Below are 336 nucleotides of genomic sequence, written 5' to 3'. Positions count from 1 at the left end.
TGCGGTCTTTCCATATAGTTTTTTATTATCTTTTATAGATTTTATAAAAGTAGGCATATCAAATAAACCCTGACGGGCTTCAATTTTTTTACTATGCTACCTGATGAGTAGAAGTGGTATACTCATAAACAACACCCAAAATATCAAAGACTGTCTTTTTCTCATATCGATGAGATTTTCGTCCGTTGTGCTGTAGGAGGTTAAACAGACGAAGGAGAACCTTTGATAATTCTTGGGTGTTTTTGTGTAATGCTTGGTAAAAAAGTAAAAAATAATCCTTAATTATGTACATCGCTTTATATTCACTTAGCTCTTTCTGTTTCTTACGTAACAGGA

General features: G+C 32.7%; 1 pseudogene. It reads right to left on the bottom strand.

From position 1 onward, the window contains the following. Nucleotides 1-91 precede the first annotated feature (91 nt). Nucleotides 92-336: pseudogene (locus JDS95_RS32320) on the bottom strand (IS4 family transposase); the annotation flags it as partial.

Origin of the sequence: Bacillus cereus group sp. N24, from assembly GCF_016483345.1 — a bacterium.
GTDB lineage: Bacteria > Bacillota > Bacilli > Bacillales > Bacillaceae_G > Bacillus_A > Bacillus_A toyonensis.
This window is presented reverse-complemented; position numbering and strand designations above follow the sequence as displayed.